The following is a 4,743-nucleotide window of genomic DNA, read 5'->3' as shown; positions in this document are numbered from 1 at the left end:
CCTCTCAATTGTCTTTGGATTGTCGAGCAAGACGCAGTGGTTGAGTGGGCTCTACTAGGCTGATTTTATCAGCTTTTACAGCCCTACTCAACTGTGCGGAGGTGGGACGACGAAATCGAATTCTAACGAATGACCGATTTCTGTCCCACTCTCTTTTAGTCTAAGCATCCTTGCAAGCGCATCTGGTTCTATGGCTAGAAATGTGTTATAATATAGCAAATGCAAGTTTAGGAGAAAAAGATGTTTATCATTGAACTGATAAAAGCGATTCTTTTTGGAATTGTTGAAGGAGTCACAGAGTGGCTTCCAATCTCAAGTACAGGTCATTTGATTTTGATTCAAGACTTTATCCAGTTTAAGGATCAAAACCCTGCCTTTATGGAGATGTTTAATGTCGTTATTCAGCTAGGTGCCATTATGGCTGTCGTTGTGATTTACTTCGACAAGCTGTATCCATTTAAGCCTGGAAAATCGAAAAAAGAGGTAAGACGGACTTGGCAATTGTGGGCCAAGGTTGCTGTGGCGACTCTACCGCTGCTCTTTGTCTTTAAATTGGATGATTGGTTTGAAGCTCATTTTCATAACTCTTTTTCTGTAGCCATCATGCTGATTACCTATGGTTGGGCCTTTATTTATCTTGAAAAACGGGAGCAAGTAGAGCCGGAAGTGACGGAATTACACAAGTTGCCTTATAAGACAGCTCTCTATATTGGATTGTTCCAAGTCTTGTCGCTTTTCCCAGGAACCAGTCGGTCAGGTGCAACAATTGTAGGTGGTTTAGTCAATGGAGTTAGTCGCTCAGTTGTGACAGAATTCACCTTTTATCTGGGGATTCCTGCCATGTTTGGGGCTAGTCTATTAAAGGTCGCTAAGTTTGTCTTGGGAGGAAATGCTTTAAGCTTCAGCCAAGGAACAATCCTTTTAGTTGCTATGGCGGTAGCCTTCGGTGTTAGTATGGTAGCGATTCGCTTCTTGACAGACTATGTCAAAACTCATGACTTCACAGTCTTTGGGAAATATCGGATTGTTCTGGGAGCGATTTTGCTCGTCTACGCAGTGATTAAAATCTTTATCTAATAATAAAATTGGAGTGCTTCTTCCTTTTCTTCAAACTGCTATGTTTGCGGGTGAGGAAGTGCTCTTTTGTTTAAGTCTTGTTTCCTATCTAAGGAGGGGGTCATGTTTTGAAAAATATGTCCCTTTTTAGTATAATAGAAAGACTAATAGTATGAGGTGCAGTCATGAAGATGAAGCAAATCAGTGATTCAACCATTAAAATCACGATTCAATTAGAGGACTTAGAAGAACGGGGCATGGAAATGGCCGATTTTTTGGTGCCTCAAGAAAAAACAGAAGAATTTTTCTATACCATCTTAGATGAATTAGAAATGCCAGAAAGTTTCTTAGACAGTGGTATGTTAAGTTTCCGAGTGACCCCTAAGCCAGATAAACTCGATGTTTTTGTGACCAAATCAAAAATTGATCAGCATTTAAATTTTGAAGATTTTTCCGACTTGCCTGATATGGAAGAATTGTCGCAAATGTCTCCGGACGAATTTATCAAAACCTTGGAAAAAACCATCTCTGAAAAGAGTAAGGGAGACGGCGATGCGATCCGTCATTTAGAAACTGAGGAATTGGCTGACGAAAATCAGCTTTCAGAAGAAGATACATCGAATCATCCAGTAGATACACGGTATATTTATTATATCCTCCAGTTTTCTCAGTTAGAAGAAGTGATTCGGTTTACAAAAACAGTTCATTATGCTGTTGAGACTTCTGAACTTTATAAAATGGACGGGATGTACTATTTAACCATCCTGATCGATTTGGAAGGGTGTCCGCAGGATTATCCAGGTTGGCTTTTGGCAACCATGCGTGAATATGCGGAAGATACAGATACTACTAGAGCTGTCCTTCAGGAACATGGCCATCTCTTGCTTGTCTCAGATGCTATTCACGAACTTCAAAAGGTTAATTTGGTATGATTACTTTTCCGTTACAATTTATCCTGGTCCTGATTGCAACTTTTTTGATCAGTTTGATTCTAACTCCCTTTGTGAGGTTATTGGCGTTTAAAATAGATGCCGTAGACTATCCAAATGCGCGTCGGATCAATAAGAAACCCATGCCCAGCGCTGGTGGTTTAGCTATTATTCTTGCTTTTACCATTGCAACCGTCATTTTGTTGCCGATGATTACAAAGGGGCATGTAGCTAAGACATCTTATCTGACCTATACCGTACCAGTTGTCGTTGGAGGATGGATTATTGGACTGACTGGTTTAGTCGATGACATAAAAGAATTATCACCGCGGTTAAAGATGCTGGGGATTTTCCTAGGAGCTAGTGTGATCTGGTTTTTTACAGATTTTCGCTTAAATGATTTCAAGATACCTTTCGGGGGACCATTTCTTCATTTCGATCCTTGGTTATCGTATATTTTAACAGTTATTTGGATCATTTCTATTACCAATGCAGTCAACCTAATTGATGGTTTGGATGGCCTGGTCAGTGGAGTTTCGATTATTTCCTTGGTGACGATGGGGATTGTTTCTCATTTCTTTCTCCCAGTGCCCAATCTCTTTTTGACCATGACGATTTTTGTCTTAGTCATGGCCATTGCTGGTTTCTTCCCCTTTAATTATCATCCAGCGATTCTTTATTTAGGAGATACAGGAGCCCTCTTCATTGGTTTTATGATCGCTGTTTTGTCCTTGCAAGGTCTTAAGAATGCAACAGCTGTTGCGGTTGTTACGCCGATGATTATCTTGGGAGTTCCAATTACGGATACCTTTTTAGCAATTGTCCGTCGGACTCTCTCTGGTCAGAAGTTTTATGCACCAGATCGGAATCACTTGCACCATCGTTTACTTTCTTTGGGCTTAACGCATCGCGGAACCGTTTTGGTTATCTATGGAATTTCGATGATTTTTGCTATGATCTCTCTGCTGTTGAATATCTCTACTCGTATTGGCGGAGTTCTTCTTGTCATTGGTTTGGTATTAGGGGTTGAGCTCTTAGCGGAATTGATTGGAGTCCTAGGCCCTCACCATAGTCCGCTCCTCAATTGCTTACGCTATATAGGAAATTCTGCCTATCGAGAGGAAGTTCGACAAAAAAGAAAAAACAAGACTAAATAAGAACGATTCTAAACACCAGAAAAGCCTTTTAGGCTTTTTTTTGTTATACTAGATAAGACAAAACTCTATAGCAGAAAGGAATACAAATGTCAGTATTAGAGATTAAAGATCTTCATGTAGAAATTGAAGGCAAGGAAATTTTGAAAGGCGTGAACTTGACCCTTAGAACAGGAGAAATCGCAGCCATTATGGGTCCTAACGGAACAGGGAAATCAACCCTATCTGCAGCCATTATGGGGAATCCAAACTATGAAGTTACCAAAGGTGAAATTCTATTTGATGGAGTAAATATCCTTGAGTTGGAAGTGGATGAGCGTGCTCGTATGGGACTTTTCCTTGCTATGCAATATCCATCAGAAATTCCAGGAATTACCAATGCTGAATTCCTTCGTGCAGCTATGAATGCTGGAAAAGAAGAAGACGAAAAAATTTCTGTTCGTGATTTTATCACAAAATTGGATGAAAAAATGGAACTTCTCAACATGAAGGAAGAAATGGCAGAGCGTTATTTGAATGAAGGCTTCTCAGGTGGTGAGAAGAAACGCAATGAAATTCTGCAATTGTTGATGTTGGAACCGAAGTTTGCCCTTCTTGATGAGATTGACTCTGGTTTAGATATTGATGCCCTTAAAGTGGTTTCAAAAGGGGTCAATGAAATGCGTGGTGAAGGTTTCGGTGCTATGATCATTACCCACTACCAACGTCTCCTAAACTATATTACTCCTGATGTGGTTCACGTGATGATGGAAGGTCGTGTGGTCCTTTCAGGTGGTCCTGAACTTGCTGTGCGTTTGGAACGTGAAGGATACGCGAAATTAGCAGAAGAGTTAGGTTACGACTACAAAGAAGAACTCTAATCTTGTGTCAAAAACTGAACAGGATCTTTGAGGAGGAGTAAATGACCAAAGAAAATATCAAACTTTTTTCAGAAATGCATGCAGAGCCTCAATGGTTGCAAGATTTGCGCCAGAAGGCTTTTGATAAAATGGATGACTTAGAACTACCCGTGATTGAACGTGTGAAATTTCATCGTTGGAATCTTGGGGATGGAACGATTACAGAAAGTGAACCTCTCACTGCTGTGCCAGACTTCACTGCGATTGACAATCAATTAAAATTGGTTCAGTATGGGACCCATACAGTATTTGAACAGATTCCAGTTGACTTGGCGAACCAGGGCGTTGTCTTCACAGATTTTCACTCAGCCTTGGAAGAAATTCCAGAGGTCATAAAAGAATTTTTCATGTCATCTGTTAAATACGATGATGACAAGTTAGCGGCTTACCACACAGCTTATTTCAATAGTGGAGCTGTTCTCTATATTCCTGATAATGTAGAAATTGCGGAGCCAATCGAGGGTGTATTCTACCAAGATAGTGATAGCGATGTGCCATTTAACAAGCACATCCTGATTATCTCTGGTAAAAACAGTAAGATTAGCTATCTGGAACGCTTAGAATCGCGTGGAGAGGGTAGTGCCAAAGCGACTGCTAATATTACAGTTGAAGTGATTGCTCGTTCTGGAGCGCAAGTGAAGTTTGCAGCGATTGATCGCCTTGGTGAGAATGTTACGGCCTACATTAGCCGCCGTGGCAAACTAG

At 40.6% G+C, this 4,743-nt stretch carries 5 protein-coding genes; all 5 read left to right on the top strand.

Annotation, left to right across the window (positions count from 1 at the left end):
• The first annotated feature begins 240 nt into the window (after positions 1-240).
• On the top strand, positions 241-1,077 hold the full coding sequence (locus ACLOR3_RS08245; RefSeq protein ID WP_023022205.1) for an undecaprenyl-diphosphate phosphatase: 837 nt from the start codon (positions 241-243) through the stop codon (positions 1,075-1,077).
• 164 nt (positions 1,078-1,241) lie between these two features.
• On the top strand, positions 1,242-1,988 hold the full coding sequence (gene mecA, locus ACLOR3_RS08240; protein WP_411400870.1) for an adaptor protein MecA: 747 nt from the start codon (positions 1,242-1,244) through the stop codon (positions 1,986-1,988).
• Positions 1,985-3,142 (top strand): glycosyltransferase family 4 protein, encoded by a 1,158-nt coding sequence (locus ACLOR3_RS08235; RefSeq protein WP_411400872.1) that lies wholly within the window; start codon positions 1,985-1,987, stop codon positions 3,140-3,142. The genes mecA and ACLOR3_RS08235 overlap by 4 nt, the downstream gene beginning before the upstream one ends.
• A gap of 86 nt (positions 3,143-3,228) precedes the next feature.
• Complete coding sequence (gene sufC, locus ACLOR3_RS08230) at positions 3,229-3,999, top strand: Fe-S cluster assembly ATPase SufC (protein ID WP_023022208.1); 771 nt, start codon at positions 3,229-3,231, stop codon at positions 3,997-3,999.
• A gap of 41 nt (positions 4,000-4,040) precedes the next feature.
• Positions 4,041-4,743: SufD family Fe-S cluster assembly protein (locus tag ACLOR3_RS08225; RefSeq protein ID WP_497867952.1), on the top strand; the 703-nt coding region annotated here is incomplete at its 3' end.

The organism is Streptococcus intestinihominis (genome assembly GCF_046824975.1).
In the GTDB taxonomy this organism is placed as follows: Bacteria; Bacillota; Bacilli; order Lactobacillales; family Streptococcaceae; genus Streptococcus.
The sequence above is the reverse complement of the archived record's forward strand: the minus strand, read 5'-3'. Positions and strand labels throughout refer to the sequence as shown.

What these genes read in the sequence shown, in the direction of transcription:
- ACLOR3_RS08245 (WP_023022205.1), top strand. Translation starts at nt 241, where the DNA reads ATGTTTATCATTGAACTGATAAAAGCGATTCTTTTTGGAATTGTTGAA.
- mecA (WP_411400870.1), top strand. Translation starts at nt 1,242, where the DNA reads ATGAAGATGAAGCAAATCAGTGATTCAACCATTAAAATCACGATTCAA.
- ACLOR3_RS08235 (WP_411400872.1), top strand. Translation starts at nt 1,985, where the DNA reads ATGATTACTTTTCCGTTACAATTTATCCTGGTCCTGATTGCAACTTTT.
- sufC (WP_023022208.1), top strand. Translation starts at nt 3,229, where the DNA reads ATGTCAGTATTAGAGATTAAAGATCTTCATGTAGAAATTGAAGGCAAG.